Here is a 23204-nt window from a genome sequence, read left to right as displayed (position 1 = left end):
CCTGATCGCGCAGCCCCTAGTTCTTCAGCTGGGTGAGGGCGATCTTGTGGCCGTCCGGATCCTCGAGGAACGCCATCCACAGGTCCCCGGTGTCGTCGGTATGCACGACGTGCGGCTGGTCGAGGAACTCCACGCCCAGATCGAGGAGCCGGGCGTACTCGGCGTCGATGTCGGTGACGGAGTAGTAGTGCACCGTCCGGGTCCGGAACTCCGGGTTCTCCGGTACGCCGAGATACAGCCGGACGTCGCCGCTGGCGAAGAACGCCATGGGCTGGCCGGGCACGACGAACTGCAGCGACATGCCCAGGACGTCCCGGTAGAACGCCACCGAGCGGTCGAGGTCGGTGACGGAGATGTGGATCTGAGCGACGGGTCCGAGCGCCATGGGCCCAGCGTAGGACGCCCCGGGCTCAGGCGCGCGACGCTCGGCTGCGTGGCGGCGAGACGCGCCGGGTCAGCCACTCCGATTCGAGGATGGCGTAGACGACCTCGTCGGTCCACTCCCCCTTGACGTACTCGTTCTCGACGAAGTGCGCCTCGCGGCGCAGTCCCAGTCGCTCCAGCACCTTCGCCGAGGCCGTGTTGCGCGCGTCGAGCCGCCCGATCACCCGGTGCAGGCCCAGCCCGCCGTCGACCGGAAGGGTGAACGCCAGCCGCAGGAGCGCCGAGGCGGCCTCGGTCGCGAGCCCGTGCCCGGCGAACTCGGGATTGAAGACGTAACCGATCTCGCCACCGCCGTCCTCACGGCTCAGCCAGGTCAGCGTCACCCCTCCGACGACCCGCTCGACCTCCCGCCACACGACCGCCAGGAACAGCCGGTCGCCGACCTCACGGATCTCCGAAGCCGCCATCTTGGCCTGCAGATCCGCCCGGACCGCCGGCTCGTCGCGGGCCTCCCAGTAGAGATAGCGCGTGACCTCGGGATTCGACTGGATCGCGTACAGGTCGCCGAAGTCGTCCAGCACGTACGGACGCAGGGTCAACCGGGCGGTGTAGATCGGGTAGGACGGCTTGAGCACTCGCCGATGGTAGGTCGAGCTCACTCCGAGCGACCACAACATTCGCCCCAGGGTGAATCGGGTCGTTCTCCCCGGCCGCGTTAACTTCGGGCAAAATCTTTCCGGCAAAGGGCCCGCCGTTGTGCGTACAACCGGGAAGATTCTCGTGATGGAGGAACACGCGGGCAGTGAGCGGCGACGGCTGGCGGCGGCCGAAGCCGGCGCCGAACCGTGGCGGGCGTGGGGGCCCTACCTGTCCGAGCGGGCCTGGGGCACGGTGCGCGAGGACTACAGCGAGCACGGCACCGCGTGGGACTACTTTCCGCACGACCACGCGCGGTCGCGGACCTATCGGTGGAGCGAGGACGGGCTGGCGGGGTTCAGCGACGAGCATCAGATCTTCTGCTTCGCGCTGGCGCTGTGGAACGGCCGCGACCCGATCCTCAAGGAGCGGCTGTTCGGGCTGGCCGGGCCGGAGGGCAACCACGGCGAGGACGCCAAGGAGTACTGGTGGTACCTCGACTCGACGCCGACCCATTCCTTCATGCGCTGGCGCTACCACTACCCGCAGGCTGAGTTCCCCTACGCGGACCTCGTCGCGGTCAACCGGGAACGCGGCCGGGACGAGCCGGAGTTCGAGCTGGTCGACACGGGGGTGTTCGACGAAGACCGCTACTGGGCGGTCGAGGTCGTCTATGCCAAGGCCGACCCGCACGACGTCTGCGTCGAGATCACCGTGAGCAATCGCGGGCCTGATGCGGCGACGCTGCACGTGCTGCCGACGCTGTGGTTCCGCAACACCTGGTCCTGGGGGCTGCCGAACCGCGACGTGAAGCCGGTCCTGCACGGCGATCCCGGCGGCGGGCGGCTCGTCGCGCGGCACCAGACGCTCGGTCAGCTGGTGCTGGAGGCCGGTCCGGGGCCGGACGGCTCGCGGCCACCCGCACTGGTCTGCGACAACGAGTCCAACGCGGAACGGCTGTGGGGGCTGCGCGGGCGGTCGGCGTACCCGAAGGACGGGATCAACGACTACCTGATCCACGGCGCGGCCACGGTCAACCCCGACCTCGTCGGCACCAAAGGCTCGCTGCATTACGCCTTGGAAGTCGCCGGTGGCGCTTCGGTGACCTTGCGGCTGCGGCTCGCCCAGACCGCCCCGCCACCCGCGATCGGCGCGCCACCCGCGCTCGACCTGTCGTTCTCCGCCGTCCTCTCGGACCGCCAAGCGGAGGCCGACGCCTTTTTCGCCGCACTGGTTCCGGCTGGCGCCTCGGCCGACGAGGCCGCCGTGGTCCGGCAGGCTGTCGCCGGGCTCATGTGGGGCAAGCAGTTCTACCACTTCGACGTGCAGCAATGGCTCCGCGGCGACCCGGCCTCACCGCCGCTGTGGGCCGCGCGCCGCAAGGGCCGCAACGGCGCGTGGTGGCACATGAACAGCTTCGACGTCATCTCCATGCCCGATCCCTGGGAATATCCCTGGTACGCCGCCTGGGATCTCGCCTTTCACTGCGTGGCGATCGCCGAGGTGGATCCGGGGTTCGCCAAACAGCAGCTGCTCCTGCTCCTCCGCGAGTGGTACCAGCACCCCAACGGGCAGATCCCGGCGTACGAGTGGGCCTTCGGGGACGTGAACCCACCCGTGCACGCCTGGGCGGCGCTGCGCGTGTTCGAGATCGACGGCGGCACCGACTTCGGCTTCCTCAGCCGGATCATGCACAAGCTGCTGCTCAACTTCACCTGGTGGGTCAACCGCAAGGACACCGACGGCAACAACGTCTTCGAAGGCGGCTTCCTCGGCCTGGACAACGTCGGCCCGTTCGACCGCTCAGCCGCCCTGCCGATCGCCGACGGCCTGCTCGAACAGTCCGACGGCACCGGCTGGATGGCGATGTACGCCCTCAACATGCTGGAGATGTCGACCGTCCTGGCCCTGCACGACCGCACCTACGAAGACATCGCGACGAAGTTCTTCGAGCACTTCGCGTACATCGCGACGGCGGCCACCAAGCTGTGGGACGACGCCGACGGGTTCTTCTACGACTCGCTGCGGGTGCCGGGCAAGGGGCGTACGCCGATGCGCTATCGCTCGGTCGCCGGACTCATCCCGCTCTGCGCTACGACGACGGTCGGCACGGTGACCCTCGTCCGGCTGCCCGAACTCGCCCAGCGCGTCCGCTGGTTCCTCACCAACAAACCCGAGTACGCCGACGTCGTGGGCGCTCGCCGGATCTCCGACGGCGGCCAGCAACGACGGCTGCTCGCCATGGTCGACCCCGAACGGCTGCTGCGCGTGCTCCGGCGGATGCTGTCCGACGAGGAGTTCCTGTCCCCGTACGGCATCCGCAGCCTGTCCAAGCGGCACGAGGACAAGCCGTTCACCGTTACCCTGGCCGGGCAGGACTTCACGGTCGGCTACGAACCGGCCGAATCGACCAGTGGCGTCTTCGGCGGCAACTCCAACTGGCGCGGCCCGGTCTGGATGCCGGTGAACTTCCTGCTGATCGAAGCGCTCCGGGAGTACGCCCACTTCTTCGGCGACGGCCTCCGCGTCGAATACCCGGTGCGTTCGGGCGTTCAGCGTACGCTGACCGAAGTGGCCGACGACCTCGCCGACCGATTGATCTCGCTCTTCGTACCCGACGAGCACGGGCGGCGGCCGATCTACGGCGCGTGCGAGCTGTTCCAGACCCATCCCGACTGGAAGGACCGGCTCGCCTTCCCCGAGTACTTCCACGGGGACAACGGGGCCGGGCTGGGCGCTTGGCACCAGACCGGGTGGACCGCTCTCGTGCTCTCATTGATCCTCCACCGCCGCTGACGCTCCTTCCCGCGTTGCGGCCCTCCGCGCGGGGATCTCCGCGGGGGGGCTCTCCCGCGCGGGGATCTCCGCGGGGGGCTTTCCGCGCGATCATGAACTTGTCGGCATGATCGATCGGCGTGTCGCGTGCCGGAGACCCTGATCAACTCCCGAGCGCACTGATCAACTCAGAATGTCGTCCGTTATGCCCTTTCTGGCGGCCCACCCGGGAGACGATGCGGGCATGAGTCACGACCACGGCCACGCCCCGCCCGCACCGGCGAAAGTGCGCCGGGTCGTGACCGCGATCGTGGTACCTCTGGTCGTCGCAACCGTGATCGGGCTGATCGTGCTCTGGCCCCGAGGGGCGACTCCGACGATGGCGACCGACACGATCCAGCGAATTCGGGGCACCGTCGTCAGCGCCACCGACGCCTGCGCGCCCGGCGAGGCACCGACGTTAGGCGGGCCATGCGGCAACGCGACAGTCGACCTCGACGGGCAGACCGTCCAAGCCACGATTCCGTCGGGCACATCGGCGCCGGCCGTACGCGAGGGCGACAAGGTAGTAGTGGTCGTCACCGACGATCCGGCCGACCCGTCGGTCAAGACCTACTCCGTCGTCGACCACGATCGGACCACTCCGTTGATCTGGCTGGTCGCTCTGTTCTGCGCGGTGATCATCGCGTTCGGCCGGTGGCGCGGGCTGGCGAGCCTGGGTGGTCTGGCCGTCAGCTTCTTCGTGTTACTCGTCTTCATCCTGCCCGCCATCCAACGCGGCGAATCCCCGCTCTGGGTCGCCGTCGTAGGGTCGGCGGTCATCATGTTCGTCGTCCTGTACCTGACCCATGGCGTCACGGTCCCGACGACGGTCGCGATTCTCGGGACCCTCGGCGCCCTCGTCCTCACCGGCCTGCTGGGCTTGGCGGTCACCTCGCTACTACACCTCAACGGCAGCGGCAGCGACGAGTCGGTGATCCTCTCGAACGTCTTGTCCGGCGTCGATCTGCGCGGCTTGCTCCTGGCCGGCATCATCATCGGCACGCTGGGCGTACTGGACGACGTCACGGTCACCCAGACCGCGATCGTCGGCGAGATCGCCGGCGCGGACCCGACCCTGTCCGCGCGTCGCCTCTACGCTGCGGCCATCCGGGTCGGCCGCGCCCACATCGGGTCCGCGGTCAACACCATCATCCTCGCGTACGCGGGAGCGTCCCTCCCGCTCCTTCTCCTGATAGTCGCAGCGGGTACGCACACCCGCGACGTCCTCACCACCCAGCAGATCTCGGCCGAGATAGTCCGGGGCGTCGTCGGCACGATCGGCCTCGTCGCAGCGGTTCCGCTCACCACTGCATTGGCAGCTTGGCTGACGAGTCTGTCCCACCGGGCCGCCCTCGACCCCGCCGAGCAGGTCGCCGATCAGGCGTGATTCTGGATGGTCCCCATCGAAATGCAGCCGAGGAACGAGAACGCCGTCACCGGCCGAGGTCCCGGTCCATCTCGCCGAGGGTCGGTGACGACGACCATCGCTGAGGGCGCATTGTTGTTGGGGCCGATGACGTCGTGAATCCGAATCCGAGGCAGGGCAGCGGTGAACAGCTTCCGGCGAGGATCGAATGTCATACGCAACTCGCCGTGCGCGTTTCCGCCATCCCATTGCGCGGTCACTCGAAGTTCCGGCAGTGGAGTGTCAGGATCGCTCACCTTCGCGGTCACGACCGGTACCACGGTGTAATCCCGGTCGCAGTCCGGGTTGAAGATCTCGGGGGTGAGTTTCACCCACTCGATGACGGGCGGCGGGCTGATCCAGGTCGGAGCGCCGGCCGGCGTCCAGGTGGAGGACGGTGTCGGTGAGACGGCGCTCGGAGGCGACCCGGGCGCCGTCGAGTAGCCCGGGCGGATGGGCGGCGTGGGGTGCGACACGGGCTGCGGGTCGTAGTTGACACAACCGGCCACCGATCCAGCGGCGAGCACCAGCACGACGACCATCCCCCAAGCCCTCACCCGGCGAGCATAGGGCTCGCGGCCCTGAGACGCGGTCCCACTGGAAACGACCGAGCCGGAAACAGGACCGCCGATAATCGGAGGTATGACGATCCGGTTCGGACCGCAGCTCTGCACCGACCTGTACGCAGGCACGCAACGCGAGTGGCTGGTGACCGACGGCCTCGGCGGGTACGCCATGGGGACGGTCAGCGGTCTGCGTACGCGCAGGTATCACGGGCTGTTGATCATGGCGGATCCGGTGGACGGGCCGGCGCGGCGGCAACTGGGGCTGGCGAGCCTGGACGCCACGATCACTCTCGAGTCGGGCCGGGCGATCAAGCTCGGCGTACACGAGTGGGCGGACGGCTCCGTGGATCCGAGCGGTCATGAGCTGCTGGCCGAGTTCGACCTGGCGGACGGCATACCTCGGTGGCGGTGGCAGATCGGCTCAGTGGTGATCGAGCGCGAGATCGCCATGCGGCACGGTGAACCGTCGGTCGCCGTGGTGCACCGGCTGGTCAGTGGCGGCCCGGTCGATCTGACCTTGTCGGTGCTCGGCACCTGGCGTGACGTGCACGGCGAGCGGACCGCTCAGGGCCCGCCGCCGCACACGGAGAACATCGCGGACGGGGTGGTCGTCGAGGGGGCTTACCGCGTACGCGGAGAGGCCGAGTGGCGGCCGAAGGGCGAGTGGTGGTTCGGCGTACGCCATCGCGAGGAGGCGCAGCGCGGTCTGAACCCGAGCGAGGACCTCTGGCACCTCGGCGAGTACGCCGGTCGCCTCGATCGTCCCGGCCAGTCCATCGGAGTGACCGCCGCTGCTCCGACCACCCCGGACGAGCCCGCCGAAATGACCGTCCGCAAAGCGCGCGAGCGCGGCCGGAGGCTGGGTGAGCTGAGAGCGGCCGACCAGTTCGTCGTCCGCACCCCGAACGGGCCGGACGTCGTCGCGGGCTACCCCTGGTTCGGGGCGTGGGGCCGGGACACGATGATCTCCTATGAGGGACTCTTCCTCACGACCGGACGGGTCGACGAGGGCCGCCAACTGCTGCGGAACTACGCGGCGACGCTGAGCGAAGGCATGCTGGCGAACACCTGCGACACCGGTTCGCGGGAGTACAACACGGCCGACGCCACCCTGTGGTTCCTGCACGCCGTCGACCGGCACGCGCGGCTGGACCCCGATCTGGCCGAGGAGTTGCGGCCACAACTGCGTTCGGTGGTGGACCACCATACCTGGGGCACCCGGTACGCGATCAAGATGGACCCGGTCGACGGCCTGCTCAGCCAGGGTGCCGAGGGTGCGGCGCTGACCTGGATGGACGCCCGCCTCGACGGGGTGCCCGTGACGCAGCGCGCGGGAAAGGCGGTCGACATCAACGCGCTGTGGGTCAACGGGCTGGCCGGCCTGGCCCGGCGCTGGCCCGAGGACGGCTATCGGCAGTTGCACGACCGGGCCCGAGAGTCCTTCCAGGCCAAGTTCCTCCGCGAAGACGGCCTGCTCCACGACGTCCTGGACCGCCCGGAGGACGGGATCCGGCCGAACCAGCTGCTCGCCTGGTCCCTCCCGTACGCACCGCTGACCCCTGATGAGCACGTCCTCCGGACGCTGGCCGATGCCCTGCTCACCCCGCTGGGGCTGCGGAGCCTGTCGCCCGGCGCCGACGCATATCGCGGACACCACCGGGGTACGCCGGAAGATCGCGACCGGGCGTATCACCAGGGCACGGTCTGGCCGTGGCTCCTCGGCCCGTTCCGCGACGCCACCGCGAAACTCGACGCCGCCGGGAGAACCGACGCCACCGCCAAAGTAACCGCCGGGAGAACAGACGCCGCGAGAACAGACGCCGGGAAAGGTCGGCAGCTGGCCGGAAGCGGCATCGAGGCCCACCGGAGCGAGTACGGCCTGGGGTCGGTCAGCGAAACCGCCGACGGCGACGCGCCCCACGGGGCGACCGGCTGCCCGTTCCAAGCCTGGTCCGTCGCCGAAACCACAAGAACCGCCGAAACCACGTGGACCGCCGAAGCCCCGAGAACCGCCGAAACGACTAGGGCCGCCTAAGCGAGAAGAAGCGGCCAGGACCGCCTGAGCGAGAAGAAACGACTAGGCCCGCCTAAAGCGGCAAGAGCAGCCAAGACGACACGCGCAGCAAAAGGAACGACCGACACGCCGGACGAAACGCCCTAGCAAGGCGAACGTTACATACCGGAAACCTGAACTTCTCCGCAGGTAACGCGTGATCGGCAAGGATGGAGGTACCCCGTCGAACCACCAGGTGCCTGGTCAGGTGCCTGGTGGCGTATGTACGGACGGCGCGCGATCAACCTGGGGGCCGGTATGTCGCTTGTCATGGACCAACTCACCACACGAGCCGAACCCGGATCCGCAACAGCGGGTGCCGGGACCGACCGGCCGACCAGCGGAGCCGCAAAAAGAACCGGGCCCGCAACCGGGGGAACCGGAGGCTCTGGCGAAAAGGGGAAGTCGCTCCGCATCTTGATGCTCTCTTGGGAGTACCCGCCGCTCGTCGTCGGCGGCCTTGGCCGGCACGTCCACGCGTTGGCGACCTCCCTGGTCGCGGTCGGCCACGACGTCACGGTCGTCACCCGCCATGCGCCGGGCGCGCCGCTCGACGAGGTGGTCGAGGGCGTACGCGTCGTCCGGGCACCGGAGGATCCGCCGCAGTTCCCGCTCGCGACGCCGTCGTTGCTGGCCTGGACGATGGCGTTCAACCACACGCTCACCCGCGCGGCGCTGCGGGCGACCGCCGGGGACGGGGCGTACGACGTGATCCACGCGCACGACTGGCTGGTGACTCACACTGCCGTCACGCTGAAGGAGCACCTCGGCGTGCCGCTGGTCGCCACGATCCACGCGACCGAGGCGGGCCGCCACCAGGGCTGGCTGCCCGAGGAGATGAACAAGTGCATCCACTCCGTGGAGTGGTGGCTGGCCCACGAGGCGAACCGGGTGCTCGTCTGCTCCGAGTACATGAAGTGGGAGGTCGGCAAGCTCTGGGAGCCCCCGCTCGATCGGGTCGAGGTGATTCCGAACGGCGTCGACGACCGCGCCTGGTCCGCCACCCCCGAGGACGTGGCGCGGGCCCGCGCGCGGCTCGGCGGCAAGGGTCCGCTCGTCGGGTTCGCCGGGCGGTTGGTCTACGAGAAGGGCGTACAGCATCTGGTGGGCGCGATCCCGCAGCTGCGCGCCGAGCACCCCGGTCTGCGCGTGGTCATCTCCGGCGACGGCCCCTACCGCTCCGAGCTGCAAGAACAGGCCGCGAAACTTCGGCTCGGCGGCAGCGTCACCTTCACCGGCTTCCTCAACGCGGGCGAGCTGCCCGCCGTCCTCGGGGCCACCGACGCGACCGTGGTCCCCAGCCTCTACGAGCCGTTCGGCATGGTCGCGCTCGAGGCCGCGGCCGCGGGTGCGCCGCTCGCCGTGGCGGCCACCGGCGGGCTCGCCGAGATCGTCCAGCCCGGCGTCAACGGCGTCACCTTCCCGCACAGCGATCCGGGCGCGCTGGCCACCGCGGTCGGCAGCCTGCTCGCCGATCGCTCCGGGGCGCGCCGCATGGTCGAGCACGGCCGTCTCGTCCTGCGCGAACGCTACGCGTGGCAAAGCATCGCCACACGCACCGCGGCCGCCTACCGGAGGGCGGGCACAGCCGGTTCCGTCGGGGTCAAGATCGGGACTCTCCCCCAGCTCAGTGTCCCTTCCGGCGTGAATCTGTTGTACGCATGAAGCAGCCGGCTGATCTCGATTTGTATTTGTTCGCCAACGGCCGTCATGAGCGACTGTGGACCGTCCTGGGTGCACACGAGGAAGCCGGCGGCGGCTGCCGGTTCGCCGTCTGGGCTCCGAATGCCCGTGAAGTCAAGGTCGTCGGCGACTTCACCGGCTGGGGAGCTGCCGACGGCGTACCCCTGGAAAAGCAGGGACCGAGTGGTGTCTGGTGTGGAGCAGCGGACGAGGCGCGACGCGGACAGCGCTACAAGTTCCGGATTTTCGGCGCGGACGGTGAGTGGCGCGACAAGGCCGATCCGATGGCGCGCCGGGCCCAGACGCCACCGGACACCGCGTCGGAGATCTGGTCCAGTGAGTACCACTGGGGCGATGACAAATGGATGAAGGAGCGGTCGGGCGAGCATCACCGGCAGCCGATGAGCGTCTATGAGGTCCATTTAGGATCGTGGCGTCCCGGGCTGTCCTATCGGGAGCTTGCCGACCAACTCACCGATCATGTCGTCGACCTTGGTTTCACCCACGTCGAATTCCTGCCCGCGATGGCCCATCCGTACGGCCCGAGCTGGGGTTATCAGGTGACCGGATACTACGCACCGGATGCCCGCCTCGGTACGCCGGACGACTTCCGCGAGCTGATCGACCGCCTGCATCAGGCCGGCATCGGAGTGTTGCTGGATTGGGTGCCCGCGCATTTCCCGAAGGACGACTGGGCGCTGGCGCGATTCGACGGCACCCCGCTGTACGAGCATCCCGACCCGCGCCGCGGTGAGCACCCGGACTGGGGCAGCCTCGTCTTCGACTACGGGCGGCCGGAGGTCCGCAACTTCCTCATCGCCAACGCGCGGTATTGGTGCGAGGAGTTCCATGTGGATGGACTTCGCGTCGACGCCGTCGCCTCACTGCTCTATCTGGACTACTCGCGGCAACCGGGCGAATGGACGCCGAACGTCCACGGCGGCAATACGCATCTGGAAGCCGTCGACTTCCTCCGCGAACTCAACGCCGCCGTGTACGCCGACCACCCGGGCGTCGTGATGATCGCCGAGGAGTCGACCGCCTGGCCGGCGGTTTCCCGGCCGGTCGACTGGGGCGGGCTGGGCTTCGGTCTCAAGTGGAACATGGGCTGGATGCACGACACGCTGTCCTATGTCGAACAAGATCCGCTGTGGCGGCACGAACGGCACGATCAGCTGACCCTGCCCGGCCTGTACGCCTTCGACGAGCAGTTCCTGCTGCCGCTCAGCCACGACGAAGTGGTGCACGGTAAGCGATCCCTCGTGGCCAAGCTGCCCGGCGATCGCTGGCAACGGGTGGCCGGACTGCGCGGGCTGCTCGCGTACATGTGGGCCTTCCCCGGCAAGAAACTCGTCTTCATGGGAGCCGAACTGGCCGTCGAACACGAGTGGAGCGAGGCCTGGGGTCTCGACTGGGCGGTACGCGCCGATCCGCTCGTCGGCGGAGTCCAGTCGTTGCTCCGCGACCTGAATACGCTCTACCGCGCGCATCCGGCGCTGTGGGAACTGGACACGTCCCCGGACGGCTGGCAATGGCTGCACTCCGATCCGGCGTCCAATGTGGTGGCCTTTGCTCGCCGGTCGCACGACGGCCCACCCGTCGTCTGCGTGGCGAACTTCGCCGGAGTGGCCCACGGGGCATATCACGTTCCGCTGCCCGCCCCGGGTACGTGGCGCGAGGTGCTGAACACCGACGCCTCGTGCTACGGAGGCTCGGGCGTGGGCAACCTCGGTTCGGTGTACGCCCACCCGGCCTCGGCCGGCGGCCCGGCTGGCGCTTGGGCCTCGCTGACGCTCGGCCCCCACGCCGTCGTCTACCTCACGTCACCCCGTTGATCACGGAGTTAAGCCTGTTGGCAAGGCATGCGCTGCCATGATCACGGTCAATTCTGCGTTGCTATTCACAGCCCAGAATTGACCATGATCATGGAACTCGGATAATTCGACAACGGCGAACCCCCGAAGCAGACGCCATCTCGCGATATCGTCGGGAGCCGACGATCATGCTCCGATTCCGGCTCGCATCGCCCGACAGGTGCCCGTGGTATGCGGCAGAAGGCCGATTTCCGCAGACCACGGGCACACGATCTTGGCGCGCGCCCCGAACCCTTAACAACAGGCTCTAACCGTGGTCTCTCGCCGGGGAGCGCTTGCGCGAGCCGCCAGGATTGCAGTCAGTGTGCCGTGACTGGAAACTCCATGATCGACAAAGCGCAGCGGGGTGCCCAGAGAACTCACAGGCCGTTCGGAGGGCGTGGCGATGACGCGCTCGTAGCTTTCGACGGGCGACGGCGAGGGCCGCGCAGTCAGGAGTACCGAATCATGAGTGACGTCTCGTCCAGCGCGGTGCCCGCCGAAGAGCCGGCCCGGGACTTCGCCGCGCTCAGCACACCGATGTACGCGACCCCGGAGTCGGACCCGGCCACGCCGACGGCACCGAATCGGGCGCTCAAACCGTGGCAGAAGATCGCCGGCGGGGTGGCCGCGCTCGGGATCGCGTTCGCGGCCGGGTTCGGCGTTTCCGCCGCCACGACCAGCTCGTCCGACTCGGGCGGGCAGAGTGGCGGGCAAGGCGGACCGCCAGGCATTACGCAGGACGGGTACGGCTTCGGCGGCCGGGGCGGCTTCCCCGGTGGCGACGGACAAGGCGGCTTCGGCGGTCAACAAGGCCAGCAAGGTCAACAAGGTCAGCAGGACACGACCGGTCAGGGTTCAGGAACCGGAACCTGAGTTCAGCTGCAGATCACGGTTACGCATGCCAAAACCGGCCCGGGAGGCATGCGTAACCGTGATCGGCAGGGAACCCGCGCGGCACTGGATCAGGGTTCCGGGTCGAATCTTGGGTCAAGATTCGACCGCGAACCCTGATCCAGCGCGGAAGCGCAGCGCGGAAGCGCAGCGCGGAAGCGCAGCGCGGAGCGGAAGCGCAGCGCGGAGCGGAAGCGCAGCGCGGAGCGGAAGCGCAGCGCGGAGCGGAAGCGCAGCGCGGAGCGGAAGCGCGGAGCGGGGCGGAAGCGGGGCGCAGCGCTCAGCGAGAGCCGCGAGGCAACGAGCGAGACCGAGCGCCCCCGCGAGGAACAGCCCGAGCGGCAGCGCCGAGAACGGAGGCGAGTTCGGGAAAGCCGTCCCGAACAAGCCCAACGGTGACGCGAACGTGGTCGCGCCCGAGCGGAGCGGCTTCAAAGGGAGCGCCAGGAGCGACAGCGACGCCGTGAGCGGCGAGCGCGACCATGGCGGAGCGTTCGTCGGCGACTTCGAGCCAGAGGTTGATGCCGTCGTCGGCGGTGGCGACGGCGCCCTCCTGGGCGAGGGCGGCGAGCAGTGCGAGCCGCCGGCGGGCGTACTCGGTGCGCGCGTTCTCCAGGAGGACCGCGGTCGACGGCGACGTCAGCAGGTCGAGCAGGATGTGTTGCAGAAGCCGGCTCGACCAGCCCGGTCCGAGCATCCGGCGATCGATCACCGGGGCGAGCGCGGAGGTGGGACCGCCGACGGCGGCAAGCCGCAGGTCCGGGCCCAGGCTTTTGGCGAAACTGCGGATGCGGACCGTACGCCCCGGCAGGTGACACCCGAGGGAGACCGCCGGCGCACTGGTGATGTCGGCAGCGTGGTCGTCTTCCACGATCATCACCGCCGGATGGCCTTCCAGCAGGGCGGCGAGTTCGGAGGCGCGCCGGGCGGTCATCGAGACTCCGGTGGGGTTGTGCGCGCGGGGCTGGAGGATCAGCATCAGCGCGCCGGCGCCGAGCGCAGACTCCAATGACGACGGTGTGATTCCCTGGCGATCCAAGGAAAGCGGCACCGCGGTCGCACCGGCCGAGTCGACGAGGTCGAGGATCGGCGGGAAGGTGGGATTCTCCACCAGTACGCGGTCGCCGAACCGGAGGTGGGCCCGCATGATCCGGTCGAGGGCGTCGAGCGCGCCGTCCACCACGGTGAGCTGCTGGACGGCGTACGGCCAATGGTCGAACAGGTGCGTGGCCAGCGCGGGGAGCACGGGATCGTCGAGATAGCTGGCGGTCAAGGGTTCCGAGCCGAGCCGGCGCAGTGACTCGGTGAGGTCGGGCAACAACTCGTGATCCGGTACGCCGGTCGACAAGTCCGTCGCCGCCACCACTCCGGGAGCGAGTCGGGCGTACCGCATCCGCGAACGAAGTCCGTCGCCACCGAGCACGATGGTCCCGGACCGGCCCCGGGTGGCGATCAGCCCGGCCCGGGTCAGCCAGCTCCATGCCTCGCTGACCGTCGTCGGGCTGACCCCGAGTTCGGTGGCGATCGCGCGTACGGTGGGCAGCCGGGTGCCAGCGGGCAGCTCACCGCTGTGCACGAGGCGGCTGACCGCGGCGGCGATGCCCTGCGCGCCGCGGTCGATGACCGCCTTCGTGATGAGCTGCAGCACCGGCGGCCTAGACGGTGATCGTCCGCAGTTGGCTGGTGGGGCGGTACCCGAGGCTCGTATAGAGACCGAGCGCGACGTCGTTGTGCCCGAACACGTTCAGCCCCAGCGTCTGGCTGCCGTGCGCGAGCGCCGACTGCTCCGCGGCCACCATAGCGGCCCGGCCGTAGCCCTTGCCTCGGTGGCCCTCGTCGACGACGACATCGAAGACGAAACTGGTGTTCGGCTCGACCTCGTGGCACACCCAGATCGACGCCACCGGCTTGTCCTCGGCGACGATCGTGTAGATGTCGTGCAACGGCGTGTCCAATCCGGACGGAAGCAATTCGCCCGACTGCTTCTCCGCCCGTTCGCGCGCCTGCTCCTCCGTCAACAGTCCGTTGAGGACGAAGCTTTCGGCGTACCCGATGATCTGCTCGTGCCACCACGGGCCGAACTCTTCGGCGGACATCCGGCGCGCGATGATCCCGGCCGGCATCGACGGCCGCTCGCCGAGGTCCTTGTGCATGTTCTGCGAGCCGATCGGCGCGTCGCGGAAGAGCGCGAGCTGCGCGGGATCGGTCGGGTCGGTGCTCACGCTGATCCGCGGCGCCCGGCCCCGCGCCCACTCGCGGGCCACCTCGATCGCCGCGCGACCGAGGCCGCGCCGCCGATACGGCTCGTCGATCCGCAGCTCTTCGAGCACCACGATCGTGGTGCCGTCCTCGGCCAGCTGGAGCATGCTCAGGTAGCCCACCGGCGTGCCGCTCTCCAGCAGCCGCCACACCACGGCGTCCTCGGCTCGCTCGCGCCGCCGGACCGCCTGCTCGGTCCGCGACGGGCGGCGGGTCCGCGCGGCCTGCGCGGTCAGCCGGTCCAGCCACTGCTCACGCCAGGCCTCGGTCTCGTGGCCGTCCGCCAGGCGCGTCGTCAACTCACTCATGCGACGAACCTACCGTTACGCTCATCATCATGTACGCCCAGCGCATCCGACCGCCTGCCGAGCGTTTCGGCGCCCGGTGGCTGGAGCTGTCCCGGCCGGACGGGACCTACCCGGGCTGGGTGGTGATCACCGGGCCGAACGGCGCCGGGAAGTCGGCCCTGCTCGCCCGGCTCGCCGACGGTGATCCCGAGGTCGTGGAGCCGGTCCCCCGGGTGCTCGCGCACTACCGCAGCGAGCGGGACCTGCCAGCGGGCGACCGGGTTGCGGTGCTGCTGGACGACCTGGCGTCCCGGGCCGAGGCCGACGCCGAGGGCCTCGTGCTGATCGACGAGCCCGAACTGCACCTCGACCTGGTGGCGCAGCGTGCGGTGGGGTTCCGCCTCAAGGAGGCGTTCCCGGGAGTGCAGTTCGTGGTGGCGACCCACAGCCCCTACGCCTGCCAGGCGGCCGACGTCGCGATCCGGCTCGACCCGGGGCGTACGCCGTTCCGGGCGGACGACGATCTCCTGCACCGCGTGATCTTCGGCAGCGGTGACGATGCGGCCCAGTCGGAGTTGTTCGGCGTCGTCTCGCCCTACTCGGACGGGGCACGCCGACTGCGGGAGGAACTCGTCGTCTTGGAGATGGCGGTGCTCGACGGGACGGCCAGTCCGGCCCAGGCCGAACGGTTCACCGACCTGAAAGCGCTGCTGACCAGCTCGCCCGAGGCGAGAAGCGAGGAGGTCCGGGCTCGGCTCCGGCGGCGGGCGGCGTACCTGCGGGAGCGGCGCGCGTGATTCCCCTGCGGCGCCCCGAGCTGCCTACCGACGCCCTGGCCCGCATGCTCGACCTGACCGAACGGATCGCCGCCGTCCCCGGCCCGCGCCGCTCGGCCGAGGCGCGCCGCATCTGGTCCCGCGATCGCACGGTACGCCCGACGATCCGCCAGGCGCTGGGTGGCATGGCACCCGGGCTGGAACGATGCATGTACTGCGGCGACAATCAAGGGTCCGATGTGGACCATTTCGAGCCACTGTCCCGCAACCCGCTGCGTACCTTCGACTGGCTGAACCATCTGCTGGCCTGCTCGATCTGCAACGGGCACTACAAACGCGACCGGTACCCGCTGGACGCCGAAGGCAACCCGCTGCTGGTCGACCCGACGGTCGACGATCCGGCCGACCACCTGCGGCTGTCCCTGACGACCGGCTCCTACGTCGGGCTCACCGCCCGGGGCGAGGCCACCATCGAGGTATGCGGACTGAACCGGGCGATCCTGACCAGGGGCCGGTTGGCCGCGCGTACGACGATCGAACGGTGCCTGCGGATGTGGGACCGCGCCCGTCGGCTCGATGAGACCGAGTTGGCCGCAGAGGTGCTGGACACCGCCCGGGAGCAGCCGTTCACTGCGGTCGCGTACGCGATGGTGCGTACCGCCGAGCTGCCGACCGCGACAGCCGTCCTCCCCGCGGAGATCGTCCGGCTGCTCCGCCTCGCCCCCGTACGCAAGGCGCTCACGGCCTGAGCAGCACCCGCGGCCGGAACAGGGCGTTGCCCGGCGGGCCGTCGGAGTCTCCGCCGGTCGGCCCACCACCCGGGGAGGTCGGCCGCTCGCTCGGCCGAGGCGACGGCGAGATCATCGGCGGCGGGGGCGGCGGCCGGCGGTCCTTCTCCACGACGACGATCATTCCCGCGAGGCAGGCGATGGCGGCCAGCACCGCCACGATCAGCGCGACGATCAGCACCGGCAACCGGCTCCTCCGCCGCCGCTCGCCCGGCTCGTCCGGGACCGGCGTCGGCGGGGTTGTGCCATCAGTCACGATCTGACGGTATCGCCCCAACCGCCCCGAGTTCGGCAGACCCACCGCGTGACCTCCGCCGGAACGCCGCCGATGATGATCGACCGGGGCCTGACCGGCCACTGTGGAACGACCGGCGTCATTTCCAGGGAGTTACCTACCTGTTGCCATGGGAGCGTTCCCATGCCATGATGACGGTCACTTCCTCCACGCCCAAGGAGTGTCCTGATGAGATCTGTCCCCCTCCACGGCAGGTTCCGGCAGGCGTTGCGGTCGCCCGTACGCCGTGCCGTCGCCGCCGCCGGAGTCGTCGCGCTGGCCTCGGCCGGAGTCGTCGCCATGGCGTCTTCGGCGAGCGCGGCCGCCGGCTGCCGGGTCGACTACAGCGCACCGAACCCGTGGCCGGGCGGGTTCACCGCCTACGTCACGATCACCAACCTCGGCGACCCGATCAGCAACTGGAACCTCGGCTTCGACTTCCCGGCCGCCGGTCAGAGCGTCACGCAGGGTTGGAGTGCCACCTGGACTCAGTCCGGCCAGCACGTCAACGCGGCCAGCATGAGCTGGAACGGCGCCCTGGCGACCAACGGCTCGACGCAGATCGGGTTCAACGGCGCCTGGACGTCCAGCAACCCGAATCCGACGGCGTTCACGCTCAACGGCGTGACCTGCACCGGAGCCACCACGAGCCCGAGCGCGTCGGCGAGCTCGTCGAAGAGCCCGAGCGCGTCGACGAGCCCCAGCTCGAGCACGTCTCCGTCGTCCAGCACGTCACCGTCGTCGAGCACCTCGCCCTCTTCGAGCACGTCGCCGAGCTCCAGCTCGACGACGAGCCCGCCCCCGCCCGGGACCCACGTCGAGAACCCGTACGCGGGTGCGACGGGCTACGTCAACCCGGAGTGGAAGGCGCACGCCAACGCCGAGCCCGGCGGCAGCCGGATCTCGAACACCTCGACGGCTGTCTGGCTGGACCGGATCGCCGCGATCAACGGCGTGAACGGCGCCATGGGCCTGCGGGCCCACCTGGACGCGGCGGTCGCCCAGGACGCTGCGAACGGCAGCGCCCCGGTGGTCATCGAGTTCGTGATCTACGACCTGCCCAACCGCGACTGCTCGGCGCTGGCCTCCAACGGTGAGCTGCTGATCGCCAACAACGGGCTGGCCCGGTACAAGGCCGAGTACATCGACGTGATCGCCGGGATCATGGCCGACACGAAGTACCGCGGCCTGCGGATCTCGACGGTCATCGAGCCGGACTCGCTGCCGAACCTCCTCACCAACCTGAGCTTCGCCAAGTGCTCCGAGGCTCAGAGCACCGGCGCTTACGTGCAGGGCGTCCAGTACGCGCTGAACAAGCTCCACGCGCTGTCCAACGTCTACACGTACATCGACGCGGGGCACCACGCCTGGCTCGGGTGGGACAGCAACTTCGGCCCGGTCGTGAACCTGTTCTACTCGACGATCGCCGGCACCACCGCCGGGGTGAACAGCGTTGACGGCTTCATCACGAACACGGCGAACACCTCGGCCACGGTCGAGCCGTACTTCACCATCGGCACCACGGTGAACGGCACCTCGGTCCGGCAGTCGAAGTGGGTCGACTGGAACCAGTACGTCGACGAGCAGTCGTACGCGATCGGGCTGCGCAACGCCCTCATCGCGAAGGGCTTCGGGTCCGGTCTCGGCATGCTGATCGACACCTCCCGCAACGGCTGGGGCAACTGCGTCCAGACGCCGTGTGCCGCGGGCGGTCCGGCTCTCCGGCCGACCGCGCCGAGCACGTCGACCGACGTCAACACCTTCGTGAACAACTCGCGGATCGACCGCCGGATCCACGCCGGTAACTGGTGCAACCAGGCCGGCGCGGGCATGGGCTACCGGCCGACCGCCAGCCCGGCCGCCGGTTTGGACGCGTACGTCTGGATCAAGCCTCCGGGCGAGTCGGACGGCGCGAGCAGCGACATCCCGAACGACGAGGGCAAGGGCTTCGACCGGATGTGCGACCCGACGTACACCGGCAACAGCCTCAACGGCAACAACATGTCGGGCGCGCTGCCCAACGCGCCGCTGGCCGGCCAGTGGTTCTCGGCTCAGTTCCAGCAGCTGATGGCCAACGCCTACCCCGCGCTTTCGTAAGGCGGGTACGCACGACGAAGGCCCCGGGCTTGCCCGGGGCCTTTCGCGTTGATCATGAACCTATGGGCCGGGTCTAACCCAAACCCCGACCATAGGTTCATGATCAACGCAACGATGGCGCAGCCCCGCGGATCAACGCGACGGGGCAACGGTGATGGTGCGCCCCGACTCGACCGACTCGACCGCGGCATGCAAAATGCGTACCACTTGAGCTGCGAAAACCACGTCGCACGGGTGAGTAGCCCCCGGAGCCTGGGCGAGCGCGAGCAGTTCGTCGACCGCGTTGCCGAACGCCTCGACGGCGCTGATGGACCCGCCAGGCAGCTCCAGAATGCCGGACTCGCCGTAGAAGACGTTGTTGAAGTGCCCGGCGGCCTGCGGCGCGTGGATGGTCAGGCTCATCTCGCTCACCGCGCCGGATTCGTGGCGCAGCAACACATGCCCGGTCAGCCGGGCTCCCGCGAGCGCCGTCACCTGGCGGACCGGACCGAGCACCGGCAGCAGCCGGGCCAGCGCGTGCGGGCCGACGTCCCAGAGACCGCCCTGCTCGTGCCGCCACTGCGACTGCGCGTAGGGCGAGCCCGGGGTGTCGATCGCGCCGAACAGCGAGACGCGCCCGGCGAACCAGCCACCGGTCTGCTCCGCTTCGCTCAACGCCGCGGCGACCACCGGGTCGAACCGGTTGGTGAAGAAGACCAGGTTGGCGACGCCGGTTTCGCGCGTCGCGGCCACGACATCCTCAGCGTCGTCGACCGTCAGGGACAGCGGCTTGTCCAGCAACAGATGCTTGCCGGCCCGTGCGGCACGCGCGGCCAAGGGCGCCTGGATGTGCGGCGGCAGCGCCACGGCCACCGCGTCCACCTGGGCCAACAGGTCGTCTATCAGCTCATACGCTTGAAGCCCGAACCGCTCGGCGACGGCACCGGCTTTCGCCGGATCGCGGCCCCACACGGCGACGAGCTCCGCCCGCGGATGGGCGGCCAATGCCGTCGCCTGAGTTTCCGTGGCCCAATATCCGGTGCCGAGAAGTCCGAAGCGCATGCCGGAAACCGTACCGGATCTCGATTAGGGTGAGACGCATGCGAGCCAGAGCCCAATTCCCTTATGACGCCCTTCCCGAAGTTCCGTCGTTCGAGCTGGTCAGCGACGACTTGACCGAAGGAAAGCCGGTGCCGCTCGACTTCGTCCACACGTACGCCGGTGGCGGCAACGCGGTCCCGCACCTGCGCTGGTCCGGCTTCCCGGCCGAGACCGTCGGCTTCGCCGTGACCTGCCTCGACCCGGACGCTCCGACCGGCAGCGGTTGGTGGCACTGGTCGGCCGTCGGCTTCCCCGCCGACTGCACGGAGATCGTCGACGGGCGGCTGCCGGACGGAGTTTTCGCCGTGCGCAACGACTTCGGCGACTCCGAGTACGGCGGCCCATGCCCGCCGCCCGGAGACGCCCCGCATCGCTACATCTTCGCGGTGCACGCCCTCGGGTCTGCGCTGACCGATCTGGACGACGACGCGACGCCGGCCGCCGTCGGGTTCAACCTGACCTTCGCGACGATCGCCCGGGCCACCCTCACCCCGGTCTACTCCCGCTAGCTCCGGCTTTCCCGTTGATCATGAACCCAGGGTCCCCGACGACGGCGTGTCGCCGCCCCTGAGTCCATGATCAACACGGACGGGCTGAGCGTCAGTACTGCCAGCCGACCGTGGTCGCACCGGTGCCCGAGCATGGTGCGGTGTAACTGTGGTTGGAGCCGTTCTCCCAGGTCACCGCGCCACCTGAGGTGATCTTCAGGAACTTGAACTGGACTGTGGTGCACGCCGGTACGCTCGCCGTCACGTACCAGGTCGGATAGTTCGGCGCGAGCATGGGACCGATCGCCACCGACTTGCTGGTCGACCAGTTTCCGAGTTCGGAGACGCTGCCGCTCAGGTAGATGTTGTCTCCGACGCTGGTCGGTGAGGCGTTGGTGACCGTGAAGGTCACCGGGACTTGTGCCGCCGACTCGTTGACCACGTCGTAGCCGTTACTCGTGCCACCGGTCGTCGTGACGGTCACCGAGGCGGTTCCGGCCGCCACACCGGCGGGGACGGTCGCCTTGATCCGGTTCGCGGTCCAGCTGGTCGTCGACGCAGTGACGCCGCCGACCTTGAGCGTGCCGCTCGTGCCGAAGCCGCGGCCCTCGACCGTGATGGTGTTGCCGGCCCGGGTCAGGGTCGGCCCGACGCTGCCGATCTGCGGCGTACTCGGCTCACCCGGGTGGTAGGACCACACCGCCACATTCCCGGCGTTCAACGTGAACGCGTTCGCCGGATTGTTGCCGCCCGACCCACTGGTGACGGTCAGCGAGCCGCCGCCGAGCGTACCGGTGAGCTGGTCGGAGTAGGTCCCGGCGGGTAGTGCCGTGTTCAACCCGGTGATGTTGGCCGCCGACGCGCCCTTGTTGATCGCGACGAGGACGACGTCGTTGTTGAACTTGCGCTCGTAGATGTAGACGTCGTTGTTCATCCACCGTTGCTGGTGGGTGCCCCAGGCCAGCGCCGGGTTCGTCTGCCGCAGCGCCGACAACTTCTTGACCACCTGGTACGCCGTCGTCGTCTCGCTGAAGCCGGGCATCATCGGGCGGTTCCACGGGTCTCCCCCGCCGCTGGTGTCGTTGTGCAGGTACTGCTCGGTGCCGTAGTACAGGCAGGGCGTACCCCGGACGGTCAGCATGAACGCGAGCGCCTGGTGCAGCAGCGACTGGTTGTTGTTCAGCGTCAGGAAACGCGACATGTCATGGTTGTCGATGAAGGTGATCAGGTTTTCCTTGTACTTGTAGTCCTGACCGGTCTTCGTGATCGCCGCGTCCAGCGCCGTCATCGAGCCGCCCGAGCCGAACGCGTTACGCATCGCGATGTTCATGTAGAAGTCGAGCACCGAGATGCCGCTGGTGTTGGCGAACCGGACGTTGTCGGCATACAGCGGATCGGACTGGCCGCCGAGGTACCACTCGCCGAACAGGGTCGTGTCCTTGTGGCTCAGCACCGTGTCGGCGAAGGACTTCTGCCAGCCCGCCGTCATGTGCTTCACCGCGTCGACGCGTACGCCGTCGACCCCCCGGTCCATCCAGTAGTTGGCGTCGGTCTTGAGCAGGTTGTCGACCGTACTGTTCTGCTGCTCGAGATCGGCCAGGTCGGCGAGGTTGAGATACTGCGTCTGGTAGCGGTCGTCCCAGTTGGTGATCCCGCCGTTGTGGTGGAAGTAGCCGTTCGGGTCGGAGACGTAGTTGCCGAGGAAGGTGCCGTTGTCGTAGAGCGCGCCGGCCTCGGCGAACGTCGAGTCGGCGGGATTGGCCGGGCTCGTGTGGTTCGGCGCCCAGTCCATGATGACCTTGATGCCGTTGCTGTGCGCGGCCGCGATGAGCGCGTCGAACTCCGCAAGCGTGCCGAAGTGCTCCTCCGGCTTCTTGAAGTCCCGCGCCCAGTACCCGTGGTAACCGGCATTGGCGGTGCCGCCGTAGACCGCCGCCTTGTCGATGTTGTCGACGTGCGGCGAGATCCAGATCGACGTCACTCCCATGTTCTTCAGGTACGCCAGCTTCGCCTGGATGCCCGCGAAGTCGCCACCCCAGTAGAGCTTCCAGTTGGCCTTGGTCGAGTCGTAGAGTCCCGGGCTCTTGGCCGGATTGTTGTTCCCGGTGTTCCCGTCGAAGAACCGGTCGGTGACGACCTGATAGCAGAGGTCTTGCTTCAGGCTCGCCCGGTTGCTCACCGGGGCGTCGGCGCGGACGGACGTGGCCGGGCCGAGCGCCGCCAGCAGTATGCCGACGCTGAGCGCGGCGGTCAGGCGGGATCTCCGCTGCATTGCGGTCTCCTCTGTGGACGCGCCGCCGGCCCGGGTTGGACCGGCGGCAGGCGAAGTCAGCGCGGGCGGGTGGTGTCGCTCTGTCCTTCGAGGTTTTTCGCCAGCTGATCGGCGAGTACGCCGGCCAGCTCGGTCAGCCGGCGCAGATCGGCCGCCGGCAGCCAGGCGAACCGCAGCCGGTTGGCCGCGGCGTGGTACACGGAAGCCGCGGCGAGCCGATCCGCCCCCGCAGGTGTGAGGAAGACCTGCACCAGGCGTTGGTCGCCGCGGTCCGACCGGGTGGTGACCAGCCCCGACTCCGCCAAGCGCTGGACCAGGCGCGTGGCGTTGCCGCGCGTACAGAGCATCAGCTCGGCCAGCCGAGTGATGGTCCGCCCCGTTTCGCGCGTGGGATCGAGCAGTCGGAGCACCGTGAAGTGCGTCGGCGTCAACCCGACTGATCGCAGCGCTCGCCGGTCACCGTCGTCGAGCAGCACGTAGATCTGCTGAAGGCGGTCGTACAGCTCGCGATGCGGATCGTCAGACAACGTCGTTCTCCGATGTGTTGACTAGTCACCAAATGTGGTGCGCCGACGTTAAGCCCGTCTTACGC

The 23204-nt window shown here is 68.9% G+C and carries 19 protein-coding genes; 10 read left to right on the top strand and 9 right to left on the bottom strand.

The features are described from left to right. Window positions 1–16 precede the first annotated feature (16 nt). Both HOV77_RS08260 and HOV77_RS08255 read right to left on the bottom strand, forming a co-directional pair. Window positions 17–385, bottom strand: coding sequence for a VOC family protein (locus HOV77_RS08260; RefSeq protein WP_290859843.1), 369 nt, complete (start codon window positions 383–385; stop codon window positions 17–19). Between the two features lie 25 nt (window positions 386–410). Further along, the gene (locus HOV77_RS08255; protein WP_290859841.1) at window positions 411–1061 is read right to left on the bottom strand and encodes a GNAT family protein; all 651 of its coding nucleotides are present in this window, start codon (window positions 1059–1061) and stop codon (window positions 411–413) included. Between the two features lie 106 nt (window positions 1062–1167). Here HOV77_RS08255 and HOV77_RS08250 point away from each other — a divergent pair, with 106 nt between their 5' ends. Together HOV77_RS08250 and HOV77_RS08245 are read left to right on the top strand one after the other, a co-directional pair. Next, complete coding sequence (locus HOV77_RS08250) at window positions 1168–3816, top strand: glucosidase (RefSeq protein ID WP_290859838.1); 2649 nt, start codon at window positions 1168–1170, stop codon at window positions 3814–3816. A gap of 223 nt (window positions 3817–4039) precedes the next feature. Further along, window positions 4040–5224, top strand: a complete 1185-nt coding sequence (locus HOV77_RS08245) for a YibE/F family protein (protein ID WP_290859836.1) — start codon at window positions 4040–4042, stop codon at window positions 5222–5224. Here HOV77_RS08245 and HOV77_RS08240 read toward each other — a convergent pair. Continuing rightward, complete coding sequence (locus tag HOV77_RS08240; RefSeq protein WP_290859834.1) at window positions 5215–5799, bottom strand: hypothetical protein; 585 nt, start codon at window positions 5797–5799, stop codon at window positions 5215–5217. The two genes, HOV77_RS08245 and HOV77_RS08240, sit on opposite strands and share 10 nt — an antisense overlap. An 85-nt stretch (window positions 5800–5884) precedes the next feature. Between HOV77_RS08240 and HOV77_RS08235 the strand changes: the two genes are divergently transcribed. The 4 genes from HOV77_RS08235 (at window position 5885) to HOV77_RS08220 (ending at window position 12273) form a co-directional block, all read left to right on the top strand. Further along, window positions 5885–7843, top strand: coding sequence for an amylo-alpha-1,6-glucosidase (locus HOV77_RS08235; RefSeq protein WP_290859832.1), 1959 nt, complete (start codon window positions 5885–5887; stop codon window positions 7841–7843). 438 nt (window positions 7844–8281) lie between these two features. After that, window positions 8282–9526 carry a glycosyltransferase family 4 protein gene (locus HOV77_RS08230; protein WP_290860008.1) on the top strand — a complete coding sequence of 415 codons (1245 nt, stop codon included), beginning with the start codon at window positions 8282–8284 and terminating at the stop codon, window positions 9524–9526. Next, window positions 9523–11379 (top strand): 1,4-alpha-glucan branching protein GlgB, encoded by a 1857-nt coding sequence (gene glgB, locus HOV77_RS08225; RefSeq protein ID WP_290859830.1) that lies wholly within the window; start codon window positions 9523–9525, stop codon window positions 11377–11379. Before HOV77_RS08230 ends, glgB begins: the two co-directional genes overlap by 4 nt. A 486-nt stretch (window positions 11380–11865) precedes the next feature. Then, on the top strand, window positions 11866–12273 hold the full coding sequence (locus HOV77_RS08220) for a hypothetical protein (protein ID WP_290859828.1): 408 nt from the start codon (window positions 11866–11868) through the stop codon (window positions 12271–12273). 298 nt (window positions 12274–12571) lie between these two features. Here HOV77_RS08220 and HOV77_RS08215 read toward each other — a convergent pair whose 3' ends face one another. Together HOV77_RS08215 and HOV77_RS08210 are read right to left on the bottom strand one after the other, a co-directional pair. After that, entirely contained in the window at window positions 12572–13939 is a 1368-nt protein-coding gene (locus HOV77_RS08215; protein ID WP_290859822.1) for an aminotransferase class I/II-fold pyridoxal phosphate-dependent enzyme, read from the bottom strand. A gap of 7 nt (window positions 13940–13946) precedes the next feature. Next, window positions 13947–14858 carry a GNAT family N-acetyltransferase gene (locus HOV77_RS08210; protein ID WP_290859815.1) on the bottom strand — a complete coding sequence of 304 codons (912 nt, stop codon included), beginning with the start codon at window positions 14856–14858 and terminating at the stop codon, window positions 13947–13949. Window positions 14859–14887: 29 nt separating this feature from the next. Between HOV77_RS08210 and HOV77_RS08205 the strand changes: the two genes are divergently transcribed. Together HOV77_RS08205 and HOV77_RS08200 are read left to right on the top strand one after the other, a co-directional pair. Continuing rightward, entirely contained in the window at window positions 14888–15634 is a 747-nt protein-coding gene (locus HOV77_RS08205) for an ABC transporter ATP-binding protein (protein ID WP_290859813.1), read from the top strand. Beyond that, complete coding sequence (locus HOV77_RS08200) at window positions 15631–16362, top strand: HNH endonuclease (RefSeq protein WP_290859811.1); 732 nt, start codon at window positions 15631–15633, stop codon at window positions 16360–16362. Before HOV77_RS08205 ends, HOV77_RS08200 begins: the two co-directional genes overlap by 4 nt. On the opposite strand, the gene HOV77_RS08195 is transcribed toward HOV77_RS08200, so the two are convergent. Then, window positions 16352–16657 carry a hypothetical protein gene (locus HOV77_RS08195; protein WP_290859809.1) on the bottom strand — a complete coding sequence of 102 codons (306 nt, stop codon included), beginning with the start codon at window positions 16655–16657 and terminating at the stop codon, window positions 16352–16354. The two genes, HOV77_RS08200 and HOV77_RS08195, sit on opposite strands and share 11 nt — an antisense overlap. A gap of 207 nt (window positions 16658–16864) precedes the next feature. On the opposite strand from HOV77_RS08195, the gene HOV77_RS08190 reads away from it, so the two are divergent. Continuing rightward, a complete protein-coding gene (locus tag HOV77_RS08190; protein ID WP_290859807.1) occupies window positions 16865–18772 on the top strand; it encodes a glycoside hydrolase family 6 protein in 1908 nt (635 codons plus the stop codon). A gap of 132 nt (window positions 18773–18904) precedes the next feature. Here HOV77_RS08190 and HOV77_RS08185 read toward each other — a convergent pair whose 3' ends face one another. Next, window positions 18905–19813 (bottom strand): Gfo/Idh/MocA family oxidoreductase, encoded by a 909-nt coding sequence (locus HOV77_RS08185; RefSeq protein WP_290859805.1) that lies wholly within the window; start codon window positions 19811–19813, stop codon window positions 18905–18907. A 38-nt stretch (window positions 19814–19851) separates the two neighbouring features. On the opposite strand from HOV77_RS08185, the gene HOV77_RS08180 reads away from it, so the two are divergent. Continuing rightward, window positions 19852–20361 carry a YbhB/YbcL family Raf kinase inhibitor-like protein gene (locus HOV77_RS08180; protein ID WP_290859803.1) on the top strand — a complete coding sequence of 170 codons (510 nt, stop codon included), beginning with the start codon at window positions 19852–19854 and terminating at the stop codon, window positions 20359–20361. Between the two features lie 91 nt (window positions 20362–20452). Here HOV77_RS08180 and HOV77_RS08175 read toward each other — a convergent pair whose 3' ends face one another. Together HOV77_RS08175 and HOV77_RS08170 are read right to left on the bottom strand one after the other, a co-directional pair. Continuing rightward, window positions 20453–22612: an alpha-amylase family glycosyl hydrolase gene (locus tag HOV77_RS08175; RefSeq protein ID WP_290859800.1), complete on the bottom strand. Its 2160-nt coding sequence runs from the start codon at window positions 22610–22612 to the stop codon at window positions 20453–20455. A 56-nt stretch (window positions 22613–22668) separates the two neighbouring features. Beyond that, window positions 22669–23139, bottom strand: a complete 471-nt coding sequence (locus HOV77_RS08170) for a MarR family transcriptional regulator (protein ID WP_290859798.1) — start codon at window positions 23137–23139, stop codon at window positions 22669–22671. Window positions 23140–23204 lie beyond the last annotated feature (65 nt).

The organism is Hamadaea sp. (genome assembly GCF_013362815.1).
Classification (GTDB): domain Bacteria; phylum Actinomycetota; class Actinomycetes; order Mycobacteriales; family Micromonosporaceae; genus Hamadaea.
This window is presented reverse-complemented; position numbering and strand designations above follow the sequence as displayed.

Coding starts and splice junctions, on each gene's coding strand:
- glgB (WP_290859830.1), top strand. CDS start 9,523: ATGAAGCAGCCGGCTGATCTCGATTTGTATTTGTTCGCCAACGGCCGT.
- HOV77_RS08230 (WP_290860008.1), top strand. CDS start 8,282: ATGCTCTCTTGGGAGTACCCGCCGCTCGTCGTCGGCGGCCTTGGCCGG.
- HOV77_RS08180 (WP_290859803.1), top strand. CDS start 19,852: ATGCGAGCCAGAGCCCAATTCCCTTATGACGCCCTTCCCGAAGTTCCG.
- HOV77_RS08190 (WP_290859807.1), top strand. CDS start 16,865: ATGAGATCTGTCCCCCTCCACGGCAGGTTCCGGCAGGCGTTGCGGTCG.
- HOV77_RS08245 (WP_290859836.1), top strand. CDS start 4,040: ATGAGTCACGACCACGGCCACGCCCCGCCCGCACCGGCGAAAGTGCGC.
- HOV77_RS08235 (WP_290859832.1), top strand. CDS start 5,885: ATGACGATCCGGTTCGGACCGCAGCTCTGCACCGACCTGTACGCAGGC.
- HOV77_RS08220 (WP_290859828.1), top strand. CDS start 11,866: ATGAGTGACGTCTCGTCCAGCGCGGTGCCCGCCGAAGAGCCGGCCCGG.
- HOV77_RS08185 (WP_290859805.1), bottom strand. CDS start 19,813: ATGCGCTTCGGACTTCTCGGCACCGGATATTGGGCCACGGAAACTCAG.
- HOV77_RS08210 (WP_290859815.1), bottom strand. CDS start 14,858: ATGAGTGAGTTGACGACGCGCCTGGCGGACGGCCACGAGACCGAGGCC.
- HOV77_RS08255 (WP_290859841.1), bottom strand. CDS start 1,061: ATGTTGTGGTCGCTCGGAGTGAGCTCGACCTACCATCGGCGAGTGCTC.
- HOV77_RS08205 (WP_290859813.1), top strand. CDS start 14,888: ATGTACGCCCAGCGCATCCGACCGCCTGCCGAGCGTTTCGGCGCCCGG.
- HOV77_RS08175 (WP_290859800.1), bottom strand. CDS start 22,612: ATGCAGCGGAGATCCCGCCTGACCGCCGCGCTCAGCGTCGGCATACTG.
- HOV77_RS08250 (WP_290859838.1), top strand. CDS start 1,168: ATGGAGGAACACGCGGGCAGTGAGCGGCGACGGCTGGCGGCGGCCGAA.
- HOV77_RS08260 (WP_290859843.1), bottom strand. CDS start 385: ATGGCGCTCGGACCCGTCGCTCAGATCCACATCTCCGTCACCGACCTC.